Below are 24,397 nucleotides of genomic sequence, written 5' to 3' on the forward strand. Positions count from 1 at the left end.
CCACCTTCTTTCTTAATATAGTTTGTTCCCTAGGAGATCTTCAGCAGAAACTATTAAATGGGCGATATCTAAAATCATACTGACTTCCCCATCCCCCAGTATCGCTAGACCAGAGACCCCTCTTATCTTCCCTAAGGCCGGTGGTAGGGGTTTAATGACAATTTGTTGTTGACCTACTAGTTCATCCACAAATAAGCAACATTTCTGATCTTCACTTTCCATGACAATTAATATCCCCTCGGTCAATTGGTCAAAGGCTGGCTGAACTTTATAAAGCTGATGCAGTCTAATAACCGGAAGTAGCTCCCCCCGGATATTTACCACCTCTAAGCCATCGGGATTGACTACAATTTGACTTTCCTTAGGTTGAAAACACTCCTTAATAGATGCAATGGGGAGGGTATATCTGGCTCTCCCCACCCGTACCACCATACCCTCAATAATTGCTAAGGTTAGGGGTATGCGAATAATGAACAGAGTTCCCTGGTCTGGTGTACTACGTATTTCGATGCGTCCCCGTAGCTTTTCAATGTTCTGTTTTACTACATCCATACCTACACCCCGGCCAGAAATAGCTGATACCGTTCCCGCTGTACTCAAGCCTGGTTCAAAAATGAGCTTCCAAACCTCTTCATCCTTTAAATCTCTTTTTTTATTTTGAAGCAAACCTCTGTCTCTAGCTTTGGATAAAATTTGTTCTCGATTTAATCCTTTGCCGTCGTCCCTGATAAGAATCCACACCTCACCACCAGTATGCCTTGCTTCCAGGATAATTCGCCCAGTTTCAGGTTTCCCCACAGCTCGGCGTTGTTCAGGGGATTCAATGCCGTGGTCCACTGCATTGCGCATGATATGCACCAGAGGGTCTGAAATTTGCTCGATAATTGTTTTATCAACCTCTGTCTCTTCACCTATGATTTCTAATGTTACTTTTTTATTGATCTTATAGGAAACATCTCTTACTACTCGGATCATTTTGCGAAAAATACCTGCTAAGGGCACCATTCGCAAATTCATGGATACGTCTTGAATATCCCGTGTGATTTTATTAAGATGGCTAATGGCCTTTTCAAACCGGTCTAGCTGAAGTCCTTGGAGATCTGGATGATGGGAAACCATGGCCACAGATATAACCATTTCCCCCACCAGATCCAGCAATGTATCCAGTTTTTCTACATCTACCCGAATGGCCTGCTGAACAGCACTATTAGCATTCTTGCTTTGTTCGCTGTTACCAGCATCATTTTTAATGACTGGCTGGTTTTCTGGGTCCTCCTGTACCTGCGAACTAGCCACTGGTGTTATTAATTGATCCTGTTTCTCTACCAAATCATCCTCTATGGTTAATTGCTCCCCACTAGAGGCACCAACTCTGCCCAAGCTCTCCTTCAGATTGTCTACGGTCTTTAACAGTACTGAGATGGTCTCATTATTTACCTCTGCTTGACTTTGCAATATTTCGTTAAGCATACTCTCTGCCTGGTGGCTAACTTGCTCTAACTCAGCAAAGCCTAGGAAGCCGGCATTACCTTTAAAGCTATGGAAAGATCGGAAGATCTGCTCCACCAGTGAACAACGATTGGGGTTACTTTCCAACTGCAATAATGACGTTTCTGCTTCTTCAAGAATTTCCAAACCATCCTCTTTAAATCGTTTTATAACCTCTGGCGTTATGGTGAAAACCCACTCCTCGTCATTGGAGGGAGATTGTTCTTCTTGTTTATTTTCTATATTGGCTATACCTTCGATAGTCCTTTGAATCTCTCCAATTATGCCCATGGCTTCATTTTCCAGACCCCCGTCTGAGAGCTGCTGCTCAATGGTATCCAATAAACCCTTTATAAAATCTCCGGTTTTATAAAGGAGTTCAATATGCTTAGGTGCCAAATTTGCTTTCCCCTTGCGGAAAATATCCAGCAGGGTTTCTGCTTCATGGGTTACATTAATAACCGTTTGTAAGTCTAAGAAAGAGGCCATACCCTTAATCGAATGAAAAAGCCTAAAGATACTATTTAAAATCTCATCATCTACCATTCCCGCATTAGAAACATGTTCTTCCATGGCGATGATCTGTGGTTCTATTTCCTCCAGCAGTTCTCTGCTCTCAGTTATAAAATCACCAATCATCTCAATGCGTTCCTGGTCTTCACCCATCTCCGCCTACCCCTTTCTCACACATCTTTTTCCCGGAGCAATTCTTGCAATTCCTCATAGGCCCTTTTAAGTTTGCTATATTCCTTAGCCATGCGCTCTTGTTCTTCTTTGGTTTGTTTTCTTATTTCCGCTTCATCACTGATTTTTTCTATAGTTTCCAATAGTTCCTCAATCACCACAGGTTTACCAAAAAAAGCATAGGCACCGTTATTAACCGCAGCTATAGCTGTTTCAACATCGCCATAACCCGTGATCAAGATGACTTTAGCATTCTGATCTAACTTTCGAATAGCTTTTAGTACTTCGATGCCAGTCATTCCTGGCATTTTCATATCAGTGATCACAACATCATAGGAATTTCCCAAGTAAGCTTTAACAGCTTCCTCCGGTACAGTAAATACATTTAACTCATGACCTGTTGGTTCCAGAGCACTGACCAAACCATCCAAACAGTCACGGTCATCATCTATTAACATAAATTTCATTCTTACCCCTCCGTACTTAACTGTACTCACAATACAACCATTATTTTGTTGTAAATCAATTATTTGTTCATATTCTGAATTCTGCTCATAGGGCGAGTAAATAACCTTTATCCGAGGTCGGGTAGGGGAACGTGTGGGTACTCCCACCACCATCCCCACTTCCCCGGTGTTTAAGGTAACCCTGGTATTCTCTGGATATAAGACTACTGTTTTTAAAAATGCCTGCACCACCCGAGGTGAAAACTCTTGACCTTCACCTTTCATAATAATCTCCACTGCATGATAAGGTGGAAAGCCGGGTCTATAGGGCCGATCGGTGGTTAAAGCATCAAAAACATCGGCAACAGCTATTATTTGGGCATTGGGGTGAATCTCATCTCCTTTTATCCCATCAGGGTAACCTTTGCCATCCCATCTTTCATGATGCTGACGAACGGTAGTTACAAACTCCCTTGAATCAACCAAAGGCATAATAATATTCATCCCAATTAACGGATGATTCTTGATAATGGTAAACTCCCTTGGGGTAAGGCTCCCTGGTTTATTTAGGATATCCTTGGGTATCAGTAGTTTGCCTAGGTCATGCAGCAAAGCACCGGTAGCTAGATCAGCTAGGCCCTGCCTGTTATACCCCATTTCCAAGCCAACAAGAACACTTAGTAAGGCCACATTTATTGAATGCACATAGGTATAAGGGTCATGTTCATGCAACATATCGAAATACATACGTAATTTAGGGTGACTTCTAATGCATCCCCTTACATCATCAACCACATTGTTGGCATCCTCTAAGTGCTGCCGGTTGACCAATTTTGCTTCCCAGTAAAGGTCTCTCATCCGCTGAGCAGAACTTGCCAGCAAGTTTTCTGGGGTATCTTCATAGTCCATTCCCTGTTTTATATAGGGTAGATGACAAACTTTACTCTGAAATTCCTTCCATTCACCATGCAGCACGTATAACTCTTTATTCTGAAACATATCCTTGATTTCTGAAGTAACTTTTTCCCCTTTCAACAATACCAGTTGGCCTTGCCGATTAAATAGATCCAAAGGAGAGGTATCGTTGATATCTAAACTAAGGTGATAGGGTTTTAAGATATGGTGAATTTCCTTTGTCACTGCCTCACATCCCTTATCTGTTATCGCTGTTTATCTAACCAAAAGCAAAAACCATGCCATATTTGGCTTTTAGCCTTTAGCTGTTAGCTATTTGCTATTAGGTTAAAGCTAAGGACTAATGGCAAAAAAAAAAATGAACCTTTTGGTACACCAAAGGGTTCATTTGCACTAAAGAGTGCGACTTATAGTTTCTGTATTCGGCCATAGAGCATACGACGGGATATATCTAGATAGCGGGCTGTTTTAGTTTTATTACCTCCATGCATTTCCAATGCTTTAATAATGATTCTATTGATATACTCCTCCAGAGAGAAAGATTCCCTTGGCAGGGTAAATTCGTTGGGGTTTAGTTGATACTCAATACTTGTTTTTAACGGTGTTGTTGTACTTACTGAAGACAGTATACCCAGATGAGATGATTGTAGCGTTTCGTCATTATGCATAAAAACTGCCCACTCAATGGCATTTCGTAATTCACGAACGTTTCCAGGCCAATGATAACACTGTAAGAGATTAGCCGCTGTAGTACCTATATTCCTAAATCTCTTACCTTTTTCCTGAGAAAATTTATCCAAAAAGAGCTCAGCCAATGGTATGATATCGGCTACCCTTTCCCTTAATGGGGGAATGTAGATATGACCGATTTTCAAACGATAATATAGGTCCTCTCTAAATTTCCCCTCTTCCACCCTTCTTCTCAGATCAACATTGGTGGCACAGATTACTCGTACATCTATCTTGATTTTTTTGAGGCCCCCTACCCGATAATACTCCTTTTCCTGCATGACACGAAGTAATTTACTCTGTAGTTCAAGAGGAATTTCGGCTACTTCATCTAAAAATATTGTCCCCCCTTGGGCTAGATCAAGTCTCCCCTTTTGTCCCTTGGCTAGGCCACCGGTAAAGGCCCCTGCCTCATAGCCAAACAATTCACTTTCAAACAAACTTGGCGTTAGGGCCGCACAGTTGATATCCACAAAGGGCAGCATTTCCTTAAGACCGCCATAATGTATAATCCTAGCTATGATTTCTTTGCCGCTGCCAGTTTCTCCTTGGATGAGCACGGGAATGGTACGATCCGAATGATATTTATGAGCCTGTTCCATCAACTGGATCATTTCCTGGGAGAAAAAACCAACACTGTCCAGACCTATTGACTGGGCCAAGGTCTTTTTTAATTTCATTAATTCCCTACGGGTTTCCTCTGTCTCATCTTGAAGTTTTTCGCGAAAATGTTTGGTTAGCAGAGTGTTTTCTTTAATGAGGGCTTGGTGCTCTGCTATGCGTTCAGTTATGGCAGCCAATTCCTCTACATTGATTGGCTTAAGTAAATAATCATAAGCTCCTGCCCTGAGAGCTAAGATGGCGGTTTCCATATCTCCGTGTCCGGTAAAAAGTACCACGTCTACACATTTTTTATCAGGAAGCAGAGAAATTTTTTTTAGAAACTCTAGTCCGGACATCTTCGGCATTTTTATGTCGGATAAAATCATTGGGAAATGACCATTGGTAAATATCCTGAGGGCTTCTTCTCCGTTGCTGCATTCCGTTACATGATGGCCCATTTCACGAAGAAAATCACCAACTCCAGCCCGGCTATCCAGGTCATCATCAACAAGGAGAATATTCATTTAACCACCCCCCATCTTAGTCTAATTTCAGGGTCTCCAACTGCACTTAGGTCCATCACTAAGAAAAGGAAACTCCACTCGAAAGACGGCACCCGCCCCCGTATGTTCCTTACAATAAACCTGTCCGCCCAAAGAAGTCACTATAGTATGAACAATTGATAACCCCAATCCCATACCTACTCCCACGGGTTTGGTGGTAAAGAAAGGGTCAAAGATCCTTTTTCTATCCTCATCTTTGATGCCAGGCCCGTTATCACTGATCTCTAGGATTACCTTATCTTCTGCCCAGGTGGCACAGAGGATTTCCTTATTATTTTGTTTCAATGTATCCAAGGATTGCATGGAGTTAATTAGTAAATTAATTACAATTTCTTCTAATCTTGTTTTCTGCCCTAGTATGGGAGGAAGGTCCAGTTGCAGCTTCTTTACCACTTGAATGCCATGGGCAGATAGTTGCTTGCCAATCATAGATAAGGCATCGTCCACCGCTTCATTTAAATTACATGGTGCTACACTTTTGAGTTTTTCACTTCGCACAAAGGAACGCATGTGTTTGATAATATCATCAATACGTCTGGCCTGGGCAGAGATCTTTCTAATATTTCCCATGATTCTTTCAACATCAATAAAGCGTCCTCTGTCATGCCAATAAAGCATGCCATCTGCTATAACTTTAAGAGAATTAAGGGGCTGGTTGATCTCATGGGCAATACCCGCTGCCATTGTACCAAGGGAAGCTAGCTTTTCTACCCTGGCCAACCTTTCCTGGGTCTCCAGCATATCCGCCTCAGCTTTTTTTCTCACTGTGATATCACGAATAACACTTAGTATGATGGGGCTACCCAAAACCTGGGTGACTCCCAGTGAACTTACTTCAACAGGAAAACTAGTACCATCCCTCCGCAGGTGTATGGTCTCAAATAAAATCTCACCACTATGGACTTTGGAGAACTGATTATAAAATTTTTTCACTTCTTCTTCTGCTCGTAAATTAACAATGTTTAGGGATAGTAGTTCTTCTCTGGTGTAGCCGTAGGATTTTTCTGCCGCTAGGTTTGCTTCAAGAATTTTCCCGTCTGTATCCATCATCAAAATGATATCGTTCACACTCTTAAACAAGAGATGATAGCGCTGCAACACTTCTTCGGCCTTTTTACGAACAGAAATATCTTGCTTGATGGCTATAAAATGAGCAATCTTCCCCTGATCATCCCGTACCGGAGTAATGGTCATTTCCTCAGCGTAAAAAGTACCATTCTTGCGCCGATTCACCATTTGCCCCTGCCATACATAGCCATTGATTATATGTTCCCATAATTCTTGATAAAAAGTGAGGTCATGCTGTCCTGATTTTAAGAGACGTGGGTTTTTTCCCAATACCTCCCACTGAGAATAACCCGTAAGATCACAAAAGGCAGGATTGACCCACTGGATATCGCCAGCCGGGTCGGTAATGACAATGGCATTGGCAGCAGCTTCCATTACTTTGGTTAAAAGTTTTAACTGCTGTCGAGATGAGGCATCTTGCATGGCAATGGCCAACTGCCCTGCAATGTTTTCAAAGGAATGCTTACGTTCTTTATTAAAAAAGTTAACTTGATCACTATAAATACTAAGGGCACCTATAACTTTTCCACCTACAATTAGTGGAAAGGCAGCCACCGTACGAATACCATAGGAATTGACCTGTCCCTGCCATCTACCCTTGAGTTCTTCTGCTATCAAGATCTGAGTTAGGCCGTATTTAATGGCTGGCACACAGGGTCCACCGCTTTCTAATTGATACTCCCAAGTGAAAAATTGTTCATCAAAGGCTGATTCCAAGGCACCAGCTCGAGAACCGATACTAACAGAACCGTCTAGTTCCTTTAAGGCAATCCAAACTAACTTGACATCTAGTAAACGGGCCAGTTGATCCGAGATAAAATTGAGGATATAATCCAGGGGTTTTTCTTCCAAAACCATCATGGCCATTTGGTACAACAAAAGATCCTGAAATTCAATCCATTTTCTTATGGTAATGTCACGAACTACACAAACAAACCTTTCTTTTGTAGGTTCAGTGGAGATTTTATTTAAAGATAACTCTGCCATAAAATAACTGCCATCTTTTCTTCGACCAGTTGTCTCGGTAATAATACCCTTTTCCAGGTTATTAAGTTTACTTAATGATATATATCCTATGAGCAAATAAATGGATTGATAAAGTATCTCTTCTCGAGAATAACCAAACATTGCTTCCGCAGCAGGGTTTAAAGTTCTAATTTCCCCCTGTTTATCAAAGGTAATGATGGCATCAAAGGAACCTTCAAAAATAGCTCTCATCCGAGCTTCATTTTGACACATGGCTTCCTCAGCCATTCTGGCTTGCTCCTCAGCCTTACGAACACGGAGAGTATAACGCAAACTTTGTTGAAGGGACTCTGGGGAAATCTTGCCCTTTATCAAATAGTCTGAGGCACCAGCCTTCATGATTTCCACCGCTGTTTCTTCATCGCCATACCCTGTCAGCATGACCACAGGAATACTAGAATCGACAGCCTTGATTTGTTGCAAAACCTGCAACCCATTTTCTCCGGGTAATCGATAGTCGATAAAGATACAATCATAATCTTCCCCCTTGAGAGAAGTAAGGGCTGCTTCCCCATCACCAGCCTCGGTAACCTCCACATTAAATTCTGACGACCTCAACATACGTTTTATGGCCATACGGTCCACTTGATCGTCGTCAATGACAAGGATTTTTATTTGCTCACCCATATAATCCTTCCTTATATTTAAATTACTTTATTCATAGGAGGTAATTCACTTAGGGTCCAGTACAAATTAAGGACAGAGATGGCGTCCTCAAACTTTGGCAAGGAAAGGGGTTTTACGATATACCCTGCTGTATTATATTTAAAGGCATCATTAATATCCCTTTCTTCATCTGAAGTAGTTAATACAACAACTGGAATAGACCTCAGTTGCCTATCCTTTCTTATCTCACGTAAGAATTCTATACCGTTCATTTTGGGCATGTTAATATCCAACAATATGATGCTGGGTAAGGGTATATTCCCGTCCCTAAGTATTGCTAGGGCTTCCAGACCATTGCGGGCTATGTACAGGGGATTTGTAATGTTTTGCTTTTCAAAGGCCCGTTGTATAGCCATGATGTCTACATCATCATCTTCTACAACTAAGATATGCACGTTTTTATCTCTCATCAACTACTTCACCTCAATATTGATAGCCATCAGCCTTCAGCCGTCAGCCATCAGCTTTTTGCATGTTAGCTTTGGGGTCTTGTAGCCCTAGGCTTAAGTCATTATAAACACCCTGTCATCCAAAGCCATGACATATTAACCAGCTATGAGCTCCAATACAGCCGTCCATGGGTCCCTTGCCATGACCCTAAGAAAACTTGCAATCAAACCCAATGTCTATGGCTCATGACCCGAGGCCCTCCAACAAGGCTTCTAAAGCTAAAGGCTATTATTTTTTCGGCCAAGTAAACTGGAATATCGTACCACGATCTCCCTCGGATTTCAGTAGCAATTCCCCCTCTTGGCTCTCAACAATCTTTTTCACAATGGAAAGACCAACCCCTGTATTTTCTACCTCGTCCTTAGGGCGCAGGGTTTGAAAAAGTTCAAAAACCTTGCTGTGATATTCCGGTGCAATGCCAGGTCCATCATCAGCCACTGTAAATTGATAAAATTCCCCTGTATCTTCTACCGAAACAATAACCTTGCCCTTGGAACGGTCATGGTGCTTAATCGCGTTACCGATTAGGTTTGCAAGGACCTGTATTAATCTTGTACGGTCTGTTTTTATGGTAGGTAAATTGTCAGCCACTGCTACGATAAAATCTGGCGGGGGATGTAACATGTCAATTATTTCAACCAGGAGATGTTTTAAATCCACCTCTGCTATTTCACCCTTGATGCGGCCAGCTCTGGAGTACTTCAAAATACCATCAATTAGGGCCTCCATACGCTGCACTCGATTTCGTAATAAGTCCATCATCCTGCGGGATTCCCCTTGCAGACCAGAACCAAGCTCTTCTTCAAGCCACTCTGATAGATTGGCAATGCCCCGTAAGGGCGCCTTCAAATCATGGGAAACTACATAGGCAAACTGTTCCAGTTCCTGGTTGCTTTTTTCCAGTCCCCAAGCATACCTCTGTATTTCCTGGCGTTTTTCCCTAAGGCGATTTTCTGCTTGTTTGAGCTCCGTAATATCCCTACCAATACCTTCAATGCATATTAAACTGCCCTTAGAATCATAAACAGGTACATTGCGTTGTTCTAACCAAATAACATGACCATTCTTGTGCCTGAAACGTAACAGCAGTGGTTTTGTAAATATAGGATTTTCTAGAAAATCTTTAAACAAATCCTTATCCTCTGGAAGGATTATCTCAAAGGCTAAATCTGGCTTAGCGTAATACTCCTCGGGAGTATAACCTGTGATATGGCTACTAGATGGGCTAACATAATCGAATACCAGAGAAGGACCTGGATGTAAGCGAAAAATAATGTCTTGGGCATTTTCTGCTAAAAGTCTAAATCTTTCCTCGCTAACTCTTAAGGTATATCTTATTTTTTGGTAATAAATCATTAACAGACCCATGGCCACAGTGATTTCTAGTATTGAAGCCAAGAAATATCTCCAGTAGGTGTAGGGAATTATGGATTGAACTAAGGGATAAGACGTTTTGTGGAGGGCCCAAATAACTAACGCCCATCCCACAATGGTATTACCTGCTCCGCTGGGTAACCGCATCTCTAGGAAAAGAAAGCCATTCCAAAGATATAAAAAAGCTATGAATGTGAAAGTTGGTATAACCACCAAATATACTGGAATTTGAATAACAAGACCGAAGACCAGCCAAAAGCTAAAAATAGCAGACGCAAAAACCCAGCCTTTTTTCATTGGTTGGTTCTCGAGAGAATAGGTACCCCAAAGTAAACAAAGGGCACTTAAGAGACAGGGGAGTTGATCCCCCTGGAGAAAGTAGTGGGGTATATTAGCATAGGTAACATAAAGATCGTAGATTAAGCTAAACAAATAAATGGTCCAGGCAGTGGCCCAGATGGCTAGATATTTCTGCTTCTCCTGGGAATAGATATACCAGTACAAGGCCACCAAAACTAAGGTAGATAATAATCCGGCCAATGCAGAGGGCGCCATCCAGTCCATAATTATCCTCCTAATGCAGACCTATATACAATAACATTATGACTTAAGTCCTATATTAATGATGTATGTTCTTGATTTCACATCCCTTTCCCTTCTAAAAATTACATCTTTCTTTAAAAATATATTAAAATTTTAAATTTGTTCTTGTTATTTCACGTACTGTTAATACTACAAAAATCCCCTGCCAATTTATATTATATTTAGCAGGGGACTGAGCAGTTTGGTTTTATGATTTTACTAAATAGTAAATTCCCATAAACTATAAAATATCGTTTGTCATAAATCAATTGAAAAGAAAGTAATTTCAAAGCTTAATCTATATCTCACAAATAATGGTATATTAGAATATTCCTGTAATATTTAGCTAAAAAATTCTTATTTAGATTTACAACATCTAACTAATATTTCTTTCCTTATAAGTAATAATAGATGTAAGAATGTACAAGCAGAGGTGCTGCAATGAAGGATAAGAAATTTAAACAATTAATCTTATTATTGGTCATACTATCCTTTGTTTTTATTTCTGGTTGCCCCGGCCAGGAAGCCCAACCAAAGCCTGAACCCCAACAAAAGATAAAGATTGGTATAAGTTTAGCTTCAATGGAGTTTGATGGAAATAAAACAATAAAAAAATTTATGCAAGAACGGGCAAAAAAGGAAAAGGTTTCTTTAACCTGGATGGATGCTAAAATGGATTCCTCTCAGCAAGAAAAAGACATTGATAAATTGATTCAAGAAAAGGTTCAAGCAATCATCCTCCAAACAGTTGACCCTAAGGAAGGCACACAGTTGGTGGATAAGATTGTACAGGCTAAAATCAAAGTAATCGGTTTGGAGACCCTCCCCTATAATGCTCCACTGGATGGCTACGTAGCTGCAGATCATATTCGGGCTGGAGAATTACAAGGGCAATTTATTCTTAACGAGATCAACAAAACTTCCGAACAGGCAAAGCAAAGCTTTAAAATTTTAATGTTAAAGGGAGATCCAATGGATCCGGTTTCCCAAATGATCATAGATGGTGCACGGCAGGTTCTGGAACAAAGCAAAAAAATAGAACAAATTACTGTCAAGGAACATCCAGAGGGTGATCCTGAAATGGCCCAAATGACAGTAATGAATACTTTGCAAGAAGGTTCTATAGATGCAATCATCGCCACTGATGATCGCATGGCAGAGTCTGCTTTTAAGGCACTGAAATCTGAGAATAAGGATAAAATGGTTCTAACAATTGGCGTGGGTGCTGATCAAAAAACATCTGAGGCTCTGGTCAAGGGCGATCATGATGCTGAAATTGATATTATGCCGGAACAGTTAGCCAACTTTGCTTTGGATGCAGCATTGGACCTAGCTCAAAAGGGAAATTGGAACAATGATACCATCATTCAAAATGGAAATTTCGATATACCAGCAAAAATTATACCAGTACGGTTAATAGATAAAGAACAATCCCATCTTTTAGAGGCCCGTTGGGGCAATCTTAAAAAAGAAGAGGAGAAACCCCAAGAGGGTCAGTCGGGTCAACAACAAGGACAGGAGCAGCAACAGGGCTCATCTGGAGAAGAATCGGGTCAAAGTGGCGGTCAAGGTAGCGGCAGTCAAGGTGGCAGCCAAGGTGAAAAAAGCAAGAAATCCAAATTGAAAATTGTTACCCAGGACGGAAAAGTAATGGAAGTTGAGGTTGATGGAGAAATACAAAAAATTGAACAGGACTCCGGCGGTCAACAAGGCCAGGAAGGCCAGGGCCAACAAGGTCAGGGCTCCCAAGGCGGTGGGGGACAGTAGAATTGCCCTCAGCCTTCAGTCATCAGCTTTTTGTGCATGTTCTTCTTAGGGGTCTATTGGGGCCGTAGGCTAACTGAAGGCTAAGGGCTGACGGCTGATGGCTAAGTGAAATGCAACCGACTCTCATAATTTAACTAAACCCCTGTAGGATTTACTCACCTACAGGGGTTTAAACATTACTTTAATGCTCTTTCTAATATTTTATTCATTCTCTGTACGATACCCCTAGGGTCTACAATTAATCCAGCTGAGATCAAGGCGTTATCAAAGATTTGTTCTGCAGCCATCTTAGCAAAATCGTCGTCTTGTTGTTTTAGACTGCTTAATCTTCTGATCATCATATGATATGGATTAATCTCCAAAACCTTAGGTCCAATAGTATGCAAATCTTTGTTGACCACCTGCATCATCCTCTGCATGCTGCTGGTCATTTGATCGGCATTTAATACAAGGGCGGGACTATCTAGGAGACGTTTAGACTCTTTGACTTCACTTACCTTATCCCCTAATACTTCCTTCAGCCACTTGGTCAAATCCTCAATTTGTTCCCCAGAAAGTGTTTCCCCCTGCTGCTGCTCAGTTTGTGGTAAATCCAGGTCCGCCTGATCGATAGAACTAAGCTTCTTGCCTTCATATTCACCCAACTGACTTAATACATAGTCCTCCACCGGTTCATGGGTATAAAGGACTTCAATATCTTGGTGGCGGAAAGCTTCCAGGTATGGGCTAGTTTCAATAACATCCTTAGTGGGACCGTTGAGAAAGTAGATGACCTTTTGGTCTTCTTTCATGCGCTCCAGATAATCCTTCAATGAAACCAGTTGCCCCTCCTCTGCTTTGGAGGAACTAAACCTTAAAAGATTAGCTAATTCTTTGCGATGAACAAAGTCGGTGGCTGCTCCTTCCCGGATAAACATACCAAAGTTTTGCCAAAACTCTTTGTATTTTTCAGGCTCGGTTTTAGCCTGCTCATTGAAAAATTTGATTAGGCGACCAGTAATAACCTTCCGCAATTTTGCCATAAGAGCACTATCCTGCATGGTTTCCCGGGAAATATTTAAGGGAAGTTCTTCGCTATCTACCACTCCTTTTACAAAACGTAACCATTCCGGTAAAATATCCTTTGCTTGTTGTTGAATAAGTACTTTCCTGCAATATAGATGAACTCCTGGTTCTATACGCCCAAAGCCAAATCGTTCAAAATTATCTTTTGGTATAAACAATAGGCTATTAATTGTCAGGGGGGCATCCACTGAAAAATGCAGTTTCATCAAAGGTTCATCATAGGCATTGGCCACATATTTGTAAAACTCGGTATACTCCTCTTCTTTAACTTCACTTTTATTCTTTGTCCAGATGGCCTGAACAGTGTTGACCCTTTCACCGTTTACTTTAATAGGAAAGGGAACAAACCCAGAGTATTGTTTGATTATCCTTTTGATGGTGGACTCATTGGCAAATTCCTGGGCATCTTCCTTTAGGTGCAGGGTAATCTTAGTACCTCGTTGCATAGTATCATTGATGCCAATTGTATAATTACCAATTCCTTCAGATTCCCAAGTACAGCCCTCTGCATCGGGTTGATAAGAAAGGGTCTCTACTGTAACCCGATCTGCCACCATAAAGGCTGCATAGAAACCTACCCCAAACTGTCCGATCAAATTTACATCTCTTTGTTCCCCTTCGGAGAGGTATTTGATGAAGGCCTTTGAGCCAGAATGGGCGATGGTTCCAAGGTTTTCAATTAATTCCTGCCGAGTCATACCAACTCCATTATCTAATATGGATAAAGTGTGCTCTTGATCATCTAAATTAATGGATATTTCCAGGGGCAGGTCCCCGTCCCGTACTTCCTTATCTGTTAATCTACGGTAACGAATTTTTTCCAGTGCATCCGCAGCATTGGAAATAAGTTCTCGTAGAAAAATCTCCCTATCAGTATAAAGGGAATGAATGACAATATTGAGAAGCTGCTTTACCTCGGCCTGAAATTCGTGTACTTCATTGTTTCTTGATTGTGTCATTTTACAACCTCCTTCACTGATTTTAGGGGGAAATATTCCCAATAAATAATATAGTTAGACTCAATACTTTTGTCAATATTATGGATAAATACCTAACATTCTTTATTGGTTTATTTTTGTGATCCCCAGCACCGGGTGCCTGACTGGACAGTAATTATTACATTGAATGAGCGAACGCCCCGTGGCTTTCTCTACAATAATACTCCTGTCTTGCGTCATCATCACCATTTTCTGGTACTATGCCCTCTAAGATAACCTAAGTAAAATAACCGGGTTTTTCCCGGTTATTTTACTTTACAGGATATTTTTTAGATTAACTGTTTCCTTCTCTGGCAAATGTAAAATCATTAGTTTAAGCTCTGAAAGGCCTCCCATGGATAAGGCCTTATTTTTTGCTGCAACATATTCCTTTACCTTAGCTAAAGAGAATTCAATATTGTCAATTTCTTGATGGTCCAGAACCACTGGCCACCAGCTCCCAATTACCTGCCACTGTTTCTCCAATTGTTCTATTTTTCCCTTGGCCTCCTGCCAATTACCCTCTTCAACTTCCTTTGTTATTAATTTTATGCTCTGGTTTAGATCCTTAGATGCAACATCCAGTGAATGGTTAACCCATAACCCCAAACTAATCATTAAAATAACTGCAATAAATAACAAGATTAATTGTTTCATTTTCTACCTCACTCCCCTAAAATCTAAGCCTTTTGAGTCTTAAGCTGGTAAAACAAGTTGCCCTGGGTATCCAAGGTAGCCAACAGAACCTGTTTTAAATCATGAATGCCAAATTTACTAAGTTCACTGCTTAGCCATTGTTCAGAAAGATTTATTTTTTGGAGATTATTTACAAATACAAAACCATCAATGACTAACGTTATGGGCAACCCTTCGTACTCCGTTGGAATATGAAGATCTGCTGGGCTTAGGGGTCTTTTCTGGGATTTTGGTATAACACTAATTTCACCACTGGTTTCCAAAATGGCATATTCCACATCAGCAATATCGGGAAAGTTTTTCGTTCTTAATTGTTCCAACAAGTCATTAACGTTGTAACGCAGTCGAGTTAGTTCCTGTTCAAGTATTTTGCCATTTTCAATTAAGATGCTGGGTGAACCGCAAATAAACTCACGTAAATGCTGACTCTTTAAGGCAGTATAGGAAATAAAAACCTCCACAAAGGCTAAAGTAATAATGGCTACTACACCGATTACCAAGGGAAATCTGTTATCAGCCATCGGTAAAGAAGCCAGTTCCGCCAACATTATGATAATAACCAATTCATAGGGCTGGAGCTTGCCGATTTGTCTTTTACCCATAATGCGTAAAGCAATTACTACTAAAATAAATAAAATTATTGTTCGTATCATAACAAGAATCATAAAAACACCCCATTTTACACATGATCCTCTTAAATTATCCCTGTAATTAATTTATTTATACAATTAGCTATAAGATTTTATCAAAATATATCACTCCATAACTATAATTTTTAAATTTGCTGGCATATAAGTATTTTTCACAGGGAATGTTATCGACATAATACTGAAAGGAGGAATTTAACATGACTGTTGCTTCCCAAGTAAAACAAACCTTATCTAGCCTGAAGAGTGCTCAATCCAGTTTTGAGGCCTTTGCTCTGAGTACGCAAAATCAACAGGCCAAAGATATGTACACCCAAGCTGCCCAGCAAACCCAGTCCATTATTGATACCCTGGAACCAAGAGTACAACAAATTGAGCAAGAAGAACCCCAATACAAAGGCTTTTAATATACAAAAACCGGGTCCTGGATCCGGTTTTTGTATATAAACTGCCTTATTAACGAAAAATATTCTGATGAGGTGATTTAGTGACCGTAGCTGCTCAAGTAAAACAAACCATTGCCAGTTTGAAGGGAACTCAGGCAACCTTAGAGACTTTTCATAGTATTGAATCAGACGGAGTAAATAAACAATTACTTCAAACCAATTCTCAGCGTATCCAAGAAGTTATTAACCGCCTAGAACACAGAGTAAAAACGCTGGAATTTGAAGAACCACAATACAAAGGTTTATAAAAATTCTGTAAGGGGAACTGAATTATGCCAGATTGGTTAACGATAGGACTTCGCTCTTTGGGAGTCTTTGCCTTAACTCTGCTAGCCGTTCGAGTAATGGGCAAGCGGCAAACATCTCATCTTACATTTTTTGATTTAATAATAGCCATTGTCATTGGTGTAATTGCTGCCACGACCTCCCTTAACCTTACCGATGGACTGCTAAATGGTCTAGCAGCACTGACAGTGTGGATACTGTTGCCGATTTTTCTTTTTTGGTTGGCTCTTAAATATAAAACAGTCCGAGATATTCTTATGGGTAAAGAAACAGTCCTGATAAACCACGGTAAGGTATTGGAAGATAAACTTAAAGAAGTTCGTTTTACCCCGGAAGATTTACTTAGTCATCTGCGTAGGAAAAATGCCTTCAAATTTGCCGATGTAGAGTTTGCCATGCTTGAACCCAGTGGAGATGTCAGTGTGCTTTTGAAAAAGGGGAACCAACCAGTTACCGCCACCACCATTGGTCTACAAGTCAATCATGAAAGTGTACCTCAAACTGTCATGTTAGACGGAGTTGTCATGGATGAACCCCTTTCAGCAATGGGCCTAAATAGAAGTTGGCTACATACTGAACTAGAAAAAGCCGGGGTTGCACCGGAAAATGTATTTATCGCTCAGGTGGACTCCTTGGGACAACTATACCTGGATCTCTTTGATGACACTGCCCAGGTCCCACAACCGAAAACCAAGGACTTAGTTTATGCAACAATTAAAAAGTGTCAGGCAGACTGTGAAATTTATGCCTTAGGTACCAGAAAACCCTCTGCCAAAAAACTTTACAGTCAATGTGCCACAGATCTGGATCAAGTTATTATGGAATTAAAGCCTTTGCTTAAAAGGTAAGGGGTGAAAATATGTCAAACAAAAAAAAGAAAAAGCTAACCCCCACCCAACAGGAATATCAGGCCTTTGCCAAGGCCAGGGAACCAAAACGTCCGGTGTTGAGTAACGTATTGCGGGCCTTTCTGGTAGGGGGAGTAATCTGTTTAATTGGGCAGGGAATCCAAGATTTCTTTATTTGGAATTTTGATTTTACGGAGAAGACTGCCGGAAGCCCTACCGCTGCTGTTTTAATATTTACCTCGGTTGTCCTTACCTCTTTGGGGGTCTATGATCATATCGCCCAATGGGCCGGGGCAGGCACTGCAGTTCCAGTAACTGGTTTTGCCAATTCCATTGCCTCCGCTGCCATAGAGCATCGTACAGAGGGATATGTCCTTGGTGTGGGGGGAAACATGTTTAAATTAGCTGGTTCCGTTATTGTTTTCGGTGTTTTTGCAGCCTTTGTGGTGGCCCTAATAAAAACCTCATTGAAAGCATTGGGGGTGGGCTAATGCTAAAGGGCCATCAAACTTGGGTATTTCCTAGTAAACCGACAATACTGGCCACTGGTACTGTGGTCGGCCCTTTTGAAGGTAAGGGTCCACTGGCTAACGATTATGATCTTATTCACGGAGACTTGTGGGTAGGACAGGACAGCTATGAAAAGGCTGAAAAGAAAATGATGGAAGAGGCCTGTGAAATAGCCATAAAAAAATCCGGACTACAAAAGCAGGATATTCAGTTTTTTCTTGGGGGTGATTTGCTTAACCAAATTATTTCTTGCAGCTTTGCTGCCCGGAGTCTGGCAATACCCTACATAGGTTTATTTGGTGCCTGCTCTACTGCAATGGAGGGACTAGCCCTGGGTTCTTTGCTCTTGGATAGCAATTCAGCCAATTTTTTGCTATGTGGTACTGCCAGCCATAACGCAGCAGTGGAAAAACAATTTCGCTACCCTACGGAATATGGAAGTCAAAAACCTCCCACAGCCCAATGGACTGTTACAGGGGCTGGAGTTGCGGTATTGGGTCATCAAGGTATTGGCCCTAGGGTTACTTCTGCTACCATCGGAAAAGTTGTCGATATGGGTTTAAGTGATCCCTTTAATATGGGGGGAGCAATGGCACCCGCAGCGGTGGATACTATTACGGCTCATTTTAGGGATCTAGGTATAACTGCTCAGGAATACGACCTGATTGCTACAGGAGATCTAGGACGGGTCGGTCATACCATTGCTAGGGATTTGTTTGCTAAACATGATATTAAAATGCCAGAAGAAATTTTTACAGATTGTGGTTTACTGATTTACGATAAAAATCAGCCAGTAATAGCTGGTGGGAGTGGCTGTGGTTGTTCTGCTGTTGTCACCTATGGTCATATTCTCAAGCGAATGAAAAAGGGTGAATTAAGGAAAGTATTAATTGTTGCCACTGGTGCCTTGCTTTCGCCATTGTCATACCAGCAAAAGGAAAGCATTCCTTGTATAGCCCATGCTGTTTCACTGGAGATGAATGTTTAGGGAGGATTTTATATGGAAGGATATCTTTGGGCCTTTATTGTGGGTGGATTGATTTGTGTCATCGGTCAGTTATTAATGGATGTTGGCAAGTTAACTCCTGCCCACACCATGAGTCTTTTGGTGGTGGCAGGTGCTATTTTGGATGGTTTTGGACTCTATGAGCCGTTAATTGACTTTGCCGGTGCCGGTGCTACAGTTCCTATTACAAGTTTTGGTAACTCATTGGTACATGGAGCAATGGCTGAAGCTGAGTCCACTGGTATAGTTGGTATTATTACAGGCATATTTGAAGTGACCAGTGCAGGTATATCTGCAGCCATCATTTTTGGTTTCATGGCGGCACTTATAGTAAAACCTAAAGGATAAGATAGAAAAGGTGATCTTATGAGAAAGATATTTACTTTCATTTTACTGGGGATGTTTATCTTCTCCCTAGGCTGTCAGATGCAAGCCACTAAAAAACCAGAACCACAACAGTCAAAAAAAGAAAATCCCGTGCAAATTGAACCAGAACTTGCGGAAAAAGTTAAAGAAACTGCTTTAACCGTCAAGGGTGTGGAGTCCTCTACGGCCGTGGTTATTGATAAAAATATCTCCACAGGCATAAAAGTAAGCGGGTTTGAACGACTCAGGCTTGACTCCATTAAAAAAGAAGTCCATGACAAGGTATCCAAACTTCAAGATGAATATGAAGTTCATGTAACTTCTGATAAAAAACTGTTTAAGGAACTGCAAGATATTGAAAAAAGCATCAAAAAAAATAACCTACGAAGCACCACTAAATTAAATAAAAAGGTTGAAGGGATCAATGAGGATATGAAGGGGTAGACGCGCCAGCCGTCAGCCATCAGCCTTCAGTCCTCAGCTTTCGAGTTGTTGGTTTTTAGAGGTTGTTCAGATTCTTCGTGGCCGTGAGCCATGGGCTTTTTTCTATGTCATCCTTCGGGGTCTTCACATGCCGAACCCAAAGGAAAACATGAAAAAAGGCTGACGGCTGAGGGCTGAGGGCCGAAGGCTTATTATTTAACTATACTTTTTTTACGCTATTGGCAGGAAAAAGAGAAAATTTACAGAACTTATAGGGTAAAACTTTATGGAAAAGGTCGTGAGGGAGATGAAAATTGCTTTACAAAAGCATTTTTACCGGTCGGCCCAGGAAATCATTACGTTAGATATTGTAGAAGAGCTAGATAATCTCTTGTTGGAACCAACCATTGATATTGCTTCTTTATCTCGCTCTCACTATAACCATCTATTAAGGCAAATATTTAAAAATAATGGTTGGCAAAATAACGCCTCGCTTTTTCACGAGCCCATCAACCCCTTTGATAAAATCGAGCTACGCAAAAATCATATCGGCCTGGAAATTGGCTTTCGCCATGCTTCATTAACTGGCCATAATCTGTTAAAATTTCAGTTGTCTCCCTTACATAATTCCGATAAAATTGATTTGGGCATTTTTGTAGTTACTACTCAAAACTTTCAAAAACAAATGAAAAGGGCTTTTGGACAAAACTGGACCGGAGCAATGACCTTTGAAAAAACAGATCGGTATTTACGAAACTTTAAAACCACTATACAAATACCTATTTTATTAATTGGAATTGATGCTGCCTAAACGGTAATAAATTTGGCAGAATAGAGATGCCCGTACCAGCATGTACCGGGCATTCTTTGTGTTTTAAGACAAACTATATAGGTGGAAAATAGAAAAAGAGGCGATGGTATGAAGCTAAAAATTATGATCGGACAGATAGAGGTTATACCTGGACGTCCGGACCTAAATACAATAACCATACTAAAAATTATCGATGAAGCCCGGGAATCCAAGGTCGATATGGTAATCTTGCCGGAAATGTGTATTTCCGGTTACTTACTAGGTGATACCTGGGAACAACAAGCCTTTCTACGGGATTGTGAGGACTATGGTCAAGAGGTGATCTCCGCTTCCCAGGGTATAACTGTGCTTTTTGGCAATGTGGCAATGGACTGGGATAAAAAAGGTGACGACGGCAGGGTTCGTAAGTATAATGCATTTTTTGTTGCTCAAAACGGCAAACTTCTTGGTGGAGAGAACTTTCCCTACCCCTTTCGCATAAAAACCCTACAACCTAACTACCGAGAATTTGATGATGAACGACATTTTTATAGCCTTCGTAAATTAGCTCAGGAATTCAACAAAACCCCAGAAGAATTACTGAAACCTGTCTACCTCAGCATGAAGGGCCAAAAACTTGCCTTGGGGTGTATTCTTTGTGAGGATGGGTGGAGTGAAGATTTTTATGCCATAAAACCTGTTGCTGCTCTGGAGGAAAAACACTCTATTGACCTGTTCATTAATATTTCTTGTTCTCCCTTTACCCTAGGAAAAAATAATAAACGAAACAAAATTTTTTCCCGTCTAGCCCGGCAGACTGAAGTTCCATTTATTTATGTCAATAACGTAGGAATCCAAAACAATGGTAAAACCATCTATACCTTTGATGGTTCCAGCACCATCTATGACAAAAACGGTAATATATTCTGTTGTCCCCAGTCCTTTCGCCAAAGTACAGAAATTTTTGAAATAGACCTAGACTCCAGTGCAATTTTGTCAAATAATAAGCAAATTGTGGATAATCGTGAGGAAATTACTATTTATCAGTCCCTAAGATATGGCATACAAAAATTCCTAGCTTCCATTGGTATGAAAAAAGTTGTTATCGGAATTTCCGGCGGTATCGATTCTGCTGTCTCGGCGGCCCTCTATGCAGATGCCATTGGACCAGAAAATTTGTTGCTAGTAAATATGCCCAGTAAATTCAACTCTAAAACGACTAAAAACCTTGCTGCTGAATTGGCAAAAAACTTAAATTGCAATTACACAGTAATCACCATCCAAGAATCCGTAGACTATACTATTTCCCAACTGGAAAGTACACCTATCATCAATCCTAATTCAGGGAATACCACTTATTTAAAAATAAGTTCCTTTATGGCTGAAAACATTCAGGCCAGAGATCGATCAGCACGGGTTTTGGCAGCAGTATCAGCTGCCTTCGGAGGTGGTTTTACCTGTAATGCCAACAAGGCTGAAACTACTGTAGGCTACTCCACCCTCTATGGAGATCAGGCTGGTTTTCTGGCAGCTATAGCAGATCTCTGGAAGTATCAGGTATACGAACTTGCCCGTTACCTAAATCAGGAGGTATATCAGCGCGAAGTAATACCCCAAGGCATTATCGACATTGTACCCAGTGCTGAATTAAGCTTTGATCAGGCAGTGGATGAAGGCAAAGGAGATCCCATTATTTACCCATATCATGATTATCTCTTCCGGTCCTTTGTTCAGTGGTGGGACAAGGCTACACCGGAGGATATTCTTGGCTGCTATGCCACAGGAGTCCTGGAGGAAAAACTAGGCTGCAGTACCGGGCTGATTAAAGAGTTATTTCCCACAGCAAAGGAATTTATTTTCGATTTAGAACGCTGGTGGAAGCAATTTACCGGTATCGGTGTAGCAAAACGTATTCAGGCCCCTCCTATCCTGGCCATAAGTCCCAGGGCCTTCGGCTTTGATCATCGGGAAGCGCAAAATGGGGTGTATTTTACGAAGAGGTATCGGCGGTTAAAGGAAGAGTTAATTAACCAGTAGCTTTTGCGACAGCGGGGACGGTTCTTGCTGTCGCAAACCATGCCAAAAGTAAAAAACCATGCGACAGCAAGAACCGTCCCCGCTGTCGCAGGAGGATTTATATATGAAAACAATCGGTTGGGCTTTATTTGCTACAGTATTTATATTCTTTTTTTCTTTAATGGTAATTGCTCCAATAATTTCAAATATTGGATACAGTTCTGTTGAAGGTTCATATCATGCTGCAACACATGCAATTTTAGTTTCACTAATATTTACTGTCATAGTTTGCACAATAATGATTATAGAAGAAATTAATATAATTAAGGAAAAAATATGCGACAGCGGGGACGGTTCTTGCTGTCGCAAACCATGTCAAAAGTAAAAACAATGCGACAGCGAGAACCGTCCCCGCTGTCGCATATTTATGGACTAAACCCGTCCACTAGCTTCTGTAATAGTCCTAAGTCTTTCCTCAATATCCTTCGTCAGTGAGCCGGGACGAAAACGCCAAGCCCAGTTACTTCCACCGACGGTTCCAGGGTAATTCATTCTGGCCTCGCTGTTCAAACAAAGAATATCTTGCAAGGGGATAATGGTAATATTAGACTTACTTTGGAAGGCTAAGTCAATAAGTCTCCAGCAGATACTTTCTTGTTGCGGCTCCCACTTCAAATATTTCCTGAGAAATTCCTGATCCCCAGGTAATAGTTTGGTGTACCACCCCAAGGTAGTATCATTATCATGGGTGCCTGTATAAACTACTGAATTCTTTTCGTATTGGTGAGGCAAAAATTCTTCCTTTTCATTAGCATGTAGGTTAAAGTGTAATATTTTCATACCTGGTAAGTCAAATTTTTCTTTTAACTCCACTACTTCCGGTGTAATAATACCTAAATCCTCGGCAATAACTGGTATTTCTCCTAGGTATTTGGTGATTATTGTAAAAAACTTTTCCCCTGGCCCTTTTATCCATTTACCCTTGATAGCTGTTTTTTCACCGTAAGGGATTTCCCAGTAGGATTCAAAGCCCCTAAAATGATCTATGCGAATAATATCTACCATTTTCAGTAGGCTGGAAAACCGATCCCGCCACCATTGGTAATCATCTTTCTCCATTTCAGACCAGCGGTAATGGGGATTGCCCCAGAGTTGACCCGTAGTACTAAAATAATCCGGTGGAACACCAGAAACCTTTACCGGATTTCCAGCATCGTCTAACTCAAATAAATGAGGCATAGACCAAGCATCACTGCTATCATAGGAAACAAAAATAGGTAAGTCTCCAATAATTTTTATACCCAAGTTGTTGGCGTATTTTTTTATACGGGTCCACTGACGATCAAAGATATATTGCAGGAAATAGTGGTACTGGATCTCTTCCTTTAACAAATTCTGAAAGATTTCTAGGGACTTAACTTCCCTTTGGGCAATGGGTTTGTCCCAGCAGTTCCACGGTTGATCATCAAAATAACTCTTTAAGGCCATAAACAAAGCATAATCGGCTAACCATTTGTTGCCGGTAGTGAATTTACTGTAATCAGCTGGTAGTTTCTTTTGGAAGTTTACAAAGGCTTTTTTCAGTAGAACTTCCTTGTATGAGCGTACCCTTGCAAATTCTACTCGCTCTTGATTAAATGAAGGTATATTCTCAACATCTCCCCAGCCTAACAACTGGTCTTCCACCAGTAGATCAATGCTGATTAGCAAAGGATTCCCTGCAAAGGCAGAATAACTTTGAAAAGGTGACTCTCCGTAGCCGACCGGATTGAAAGGAAGTACTTGCCAAAGTTTTTGCTTACTTCTGGACAAGAAATTTACAAATTCATAGGCTTCCTTTCCCAAGTCTCCAATTCCATATTTAGAGGGTAAAGAGGTTATGTGCAGCAGAATACCACTGGTTCTTATTTTTGTCATAGCAATCTCCTGTTAGAAAAACTTGGTTGAGGTCATGTTTTTGT

General features: G+C 40.9%; 21 protein-coding genes. 11 read left to right on the forward strand and 10 right to left on the reverse strand.

Annotated elements, in window-relative coordinates; all coding sequences use genetic code 11:
• Positions 1-12 precede the first annotated feature (12 nt).
• The 6 genes from ACYQ03_RS14110 to ACYQ03_RS14135 form a co-directional block, all read right to left on the reverse strand.
• Positions 13-2,154, reverse strand: a complete 2,142-nt coding sequence (locus tag ACYQ03_RS14110) for a chemotaxis protein CheA (RefSeq protein ID WP_459910557.1) — start codon at positions 2,152-2,154, stop codon at positions 13-15.
• 17 nt (positions 2,155-2,171) lie between these two features.
• On the reverse strand, positions 2,172-3,758 hold the full coding sequence (locus ACYQ03_RS14115) for an HD-GYP domain-containing protein (RefSeq protein WP_459910558.1): 1,587 nt from the start codon (positions 3,756-3,758) through the stop codon (positions 2,172-2,174).
• Between the two features lie 182 nt (positions 3,759-3,940).
• Complete coding sequence (locus ACYQ03_RS14120; RefSeq protein ID WP_459910559.1) at positions 3,941-5,389, reverse strand: sigma-54-dependent transcriptional regulator; 1,449 nt, start codon at positions 5,387-5,389, stop codon at positions 3,941-3,943.
• A 27-nt stretch (positions 5,390-5,416) separates the two neighbouring features.
• Positions 5,417-8,149 carry a PAS domain S-box protein gene (locus ACYQ03_RS14125; protein ID WP_459910560.1) on the reverse strand — a complete coding sequence of 911 codons (2,733 nt, stop codon included), beginning with the start codon at positions 8,147-8,149 and terminating at the stop codon, positions 5,417-5,419.
• A gap of 17 nt (positions 8,150-8,166) precedes the next feature.
• On the reverse strand, positions 8,167-8,598 hold the full coding sequence (locus ACYQ03_RS14130) for a response regulator (protein WP_459910561.1): 432 nt from the start codon (positions 8,596-8,598) through the stop codon (positions 8,167-8,169).
• Positions 8,599-8,866: 268 nt separating this feature from the next.
• Entirely contained in the window at positions 8,867-10,576 is a 1,710-nt protein-coding gene (locus ACYQ03_RS14135; RefSeq protein WP_459910562.1) for a sensor histidine kinase, read from the reverse strand.
• A gap of 459 nt (positions 10,577-11,035) precedes the next feature.
• Here ACYQ03_RS14135 and ACYQ03_RS14140 point away from each other — a divergent pair, with 459 nt between their 5' ends.
• Positions 11,036-12,361 carry a sugar ABC transporter substrate-binding protein gene (locus ACYQ03_RS14140; RefSeq protein ID WP_459910563.1) on the forward strand — a complete coding sequence of 442 codons (1,326 nt, stop codon included), beginning with the start codon at positions 11,036-11,038 and terminating at the stop codon, positions 12,359-12,361.
• Between the two features lie 176 nt (positions 12,362-12,537).
• On the opposite strand, the gene htpG is transcribed toward ACYQ03_RS14140, so the two are convergent.
• The 3 genes from htpG to ACYQ03_RS14155 all read right to left on the reverse strand — a co-directional run bounded on the left by htpG (position 12,538) and on the right by ACYQ03_RS14155 (position 15,764).
• Positions 12,538-14,385, reverse strand: coding sequence for a molecular chaperone HtpG (htpG, locus tag ACYQ03_RS14145; RefSeq protein WP_459910564.1), 1,848 nt, complete (start codon positions 14,383-14,385; stop codon positions 12,538-12,540).
• A gap of 294 nt (positions 14,386-14,679) precedes the next feature.
• A complete protein-coding gene (locus tag ACYQ03_RS14150) occupies positions 14,680-15,060 on the reverse strand; it encodes a DUF4363 family protein (protein ID WP_459910565.1) in 381 nt (126 codons plus the stop codon).
• A 23-nt stretch (positions 15,061-15,083) separates the two neighbouring features.
• Entirely contained in the window at positions 15,084-15,764 is a 681-nt protein-coding gene (locus ACYQ03_RS14155; RefSeq protein WP_459910566.1) for a DUF421 domain-containing protein, read from the reverse strand.
• Positions 15,765-15,946: 182 nt separating this feature from the next.
• Here ACYQ03_RS14155 and ACYQ03_RS14160 point away from each other — a divergent pair, with 182 nt between their 5' ends.
• From ACYQ03_RS14160 to ACYQ03_RS14205, 10 genes are all read left to right on the forward strand, one after another.
• Positions 15,947-16,153 carry a DUF1657 domain-containing protein gene (locus ACYQ03_RS14160; RefSeq protein WP_459910567.1) on the forward strand — a complete coding sequence of 69 codons (207 nt, stop codon included), beginning with the start codon at positions 15,947-15,949 and terminating at the stop codon, positions 16,151-16,153.
• A gap of 80 nt (positions 16,154-16,233) precedes the next feature.
• Complete coding sequence (locus tag ACYQ03_RS14165) at positions 16,234-16,440, forward strand: DUF1657 domain-containing protein (protein ID WP_459910568.1); 207 nt, start codon at positions 16,234-16,236, stop codon at positions 16,438-16,440.
• A gap of 24 nt (positions 16,441-16,464) precedes the next feature.
• Positions 16,465-17,325: a DUF421 domain-containing protein gene (locus ACYQ03_RS14170; protein ID WP_459910569.1), complete on the forward strand. Its 861-nt coding sequence runs from the start codon at positions 16,465-16,467 to the stop codon at positions 17,323-17,325.
• 11 nt (positions 17,326-17,336) lie between these two features.
• Entirely contained in the window at positions 17,337-17,816 is a 480-nt protein-coding gene (spoVAC, locus tag ACYQ03_RS14175) for a stage V sporulation protein AC (RefSeq protein ID WP_459910570.1), read from the forward strand.
• On the forward strand, positions 17,816-18,823 hold the full coding sequence (gene spoVAD / locus ACYQ03_RS14180; RefSeq protein ID WP_459910571.1) for a stage V sporulation protein AD: 1,008 nt from the start codon (positions 17,816-17,818) through the stop codon (positions 18,821-18,823). Before spoVAC ends, spoVAD begins: the two co-directional genes overlap by 1 nt.
• A 12-nt stretch (positions 18,824-18,835) precedes the next feature.
• Positions 18,836-19,189, forward strand: a complete 354-nt coding sequence (spoVAE, locus tag ACYQ03_RS14185) for a stage V sporulation protein AE (RefSeq protein WP_459910572.1) — start codon at positions 18,836-18,838, stop codon at positions 19,187-19,189.
• 18 nt (positions 19,190-19,207) lie between these two features.
• Positions 19,208-19,651 carry a YhcN/YlaJ family sporulation lipoprotein gene (locus ACYQ03_RS14190; RefSeq protein ID WP_459910573.1) on the forward strand — a complete coding sequence of 148 codons (444 nt, stop codon included), beginning with the start codon at positions 19,208-19,210 and terminating at the stop codon, positions 19,649-19,651.
• Between the two features lie 265 nt (positions 19,652-19,916).
• On the forward strand, positions 19,917-20,441 hold the full coding sequence (locus ACYQ03_RS14195; RefSeq protein WP_459910574.1) for a BglII/BstYI family type II restriction endonuclease: 525 nt from the start codon (positions 19,917-19,919) through the stop codon (positions 20,439-20,441).
• A gap of 108 nt (positions 20,442-20,549) precedes the next feature.
• Positions 20,550-22,457: an NAD(+) synthase gene (gene nadE, locus ACYQ03_RS14200; protein ID WP_459910575.1), complete on the forward strand. Its 1,908-nt coding sequence runs from the start codon at positions 20,550-20,552 to the stop codon at positions 22,455-22,457.
• Between the two features lie 103 nt (positions 22,458-22,560).
• On the forward strand, positions 22,561-22,821 hold the full coding sequence (locus ACYQ03_RS14205) for a hypothetical protein (protein ID WP_459910576.1): 261 nt from the start codon (positions 22,561-22,563) through the stop codon (positions 22,819-22,821).
• Between the two features lie 47 nt (positions 22,822-22,868).
• On the opposite strand, the gene malQ is transcribed toward ACYQ03_RS14205, so the two are convergent.
• Positions 22,869-24,353, reverse strand: coding sequence for a 4-alpha-glucanotransferase (malQ, locus tag ACYQ03_RS14210; RefSeq protein WP_459910577.1), 1,485 nt, complete (start codon positions 24,351-24,353; stop codon positions 22,869-22,871).
• Positions 24,354-24,397 lie beyond the last annotated feature (44 nt).

The organism is Desulfotomaculum defluvii, assembly GCF_054657375.1.

Bases quoted from the DNA above. Each gene is read 5' to 3' on its own strand.
- ACYQ03_RS14110 (WP_459910557.1), bottom strand. From the start codon at position 2,154: ATGGGTGAAGACCAGGAACGCATTGAGATGATTGGTGATTTTATAACT.
- ACYQ03_RS14120 (WP_459910559.1), bottom strand. From the start codon at position 5,389: ATGAATATTCTCCTTGTTGATGATGACCTGGATAGCCGGGCTGGAGTT.
- ACYQ03_RS14125 (WP_459910560.1), bottom strand. From the start codon at position 8,149: ATGGGTGAGCAAATAAAAATCCTTGTCATTGACGACGATCAAGTGGAC.
- ACYQ03_RS14130 (WP_459910561.1), bottom strand. From the start codon at position 8,598: ATGAGAGATAAAAACGTGCATATCTTAGTTGTAGAAGATGATGATGTA.
- ACYQ03_RS14135 (WP_459910562.1), bottom strand. From the start codon at position 10,576: ATGGACTGGATGGCGCCCTCTGCATTGGCCGGATTATTATCTACCTTA.
- ACYQ03_RS14140 (WP_459910563.1), top strand. From the start codon at position 11,036: ATGAAGGATAAGAAATTTAAACAATTAATCTTATTATTGGTCATACTA.
- htpG (WP_459910564.1), bottom strand. From the start codon at position 14,385: ATGACACAATCAAGAAACAATGAAGTACACGAATTTCAGGCCGAGGTA.
- ACYQ03_RS14150 (WP_459910565.1), bottom strand. From the start codon at position 15,060: ATGAAACAATTAATCTTGTTATTTATTGCAGTTATTTTAATGATTAGT.
- ACYQ03_RS14155 (WP_459910566.1), bottom strand. From the start codon at position 15,764: ATGATTCTTGTTATGATACGAACAATAATTTTATTTATTTTAGTAGTA.
- ACYQ03_RS14160 (WP_459910567.1), top strand. From the start codon at position 15,947: ATGACTGTTGCTTCCCAAGTAAAACAAACCTTATCTAGCCTGAAGAGT.
- ACYQ03_RS14170 (WP_459910569.1), top strand. From the start codon at position 16,465: ATGCCAGATTGGTTAACGATAGGACTTCGCTCTTTGGGAGTCTTTGCC.
- spoVAC (WP_459910570.1), top strand. From the start codon at position 17,337: ATGTCAAACAAAAAAAAGAAAAAGCTAACCCCCACCCAACAGGAATAT.
- spoVAD (WP_459910571.1), top strand. From the start codon at position 17,816: ATGCTAAAGGGCCATCAAACTTGGGTATTTCCTAGTAAACCGACAATA.
- spoVAE (WP_459910572.1), top strand. From the start codon at position 18,836: ATGGAAGGATATCTTTGGGCCTTTATTGTGGGTGGATTGATTTGTGTC.
- ACYQ03_RS14190 (WP_459910573.1), top strand. From the start codon at position 19,208: ATGAGAAAGATATTTACTTTCATTTTACTGGGGATGTTTATCTTCTCC.
- ACYQ03_RS14195 (WP_459910574.1), top strand. From the start codon at position 19,917: ATGGAAAAGGTCGTGAGGGAGATGAAAATTGCTTTACAAAAGCATTTT.
- nadE (WP_459910575.1), top strand. From the start codon at position 20,550: ATGAAGCTAAAAATTATGATCGGACAGATAGAGGTTATACCTGGACGT.
- ACYQ03_RS14205 (WP_459910576.1), top strand. From the start codon at position 22,561: ATGAAAACAATCGGTTGGGCTTTATTTGCTACAGTATTTATATTCTTT.
- malQ (WP_459910577.1), bottom strand. From the start codon at position 24,353: ATGACAAAAATAAGAACCAGTGGTATTCTGCTGCACATAACCTCTTTA.